This window comes from Methylobacterium sp. WL116, assembly GCF_008039455.1.
Taxonomy (GTDB): domain Bacteria; phylum Pseudomonadota; class Alphaproteobacteria; order Rhizobiales; family Beijerinckiaceae; genus Methylobacterium.
The window spans coordinates 1-421 of record NZ_VRUV01001166.1 but is presented as its reverse complement, the minus strand read 5'-3'; the positions used below and the strand labels follow the sequence as shown (position 1 = coordinate 421).

Below are 421 nucleotides of genomic sequence, written 5' to 3'. Positions count from 1 at the left end.
AGCCTCGACGACCCGGATGCGCGCGCGCCCCTGATCGAGAAGGCCGCCCGGCTCTCGACCCGGCCGGACGCGCCGATCACCCTCGACGGCGAGTTCGAGCAGGCCTGCGTGGCCGCCAACCACGGCCGCGAGGCGGTGGACGCGTTCAACGGCGCGCTGCTCGACGCCGCGCAGAGGCGCTGGCCCGACCGCTGGACCGAGCTGGTGCCGAAGCCCTTCGCCATCGCCAGCTGGGTCGGCTGCGACACCGACGGGCGCACCGACATCGGCTGGTGGGACACCCTGCGCTACCGCCTCGAATCCAAGCGCATGCAGCTCGACCGGGTGATGCGCCACCTCCCCGCCATCCCCGCCGCGAAGGTGGTGCGGACGCTCGCTGAGCAGGCGCTGGCCGCCGTCAACCGCCAGCTCGCGGTGGCGC

Annotated in this window: 1 pseudogene; it reads left to right on the top strand. The window is 74.3% G+C overall.

The window, feature by feature from the left end:
- A pseudogene (locus FV223_RS29895) lies at positions 1–421 on the top strand (phosphoenolpyruvate carboxylase); the annotation flags it as partial.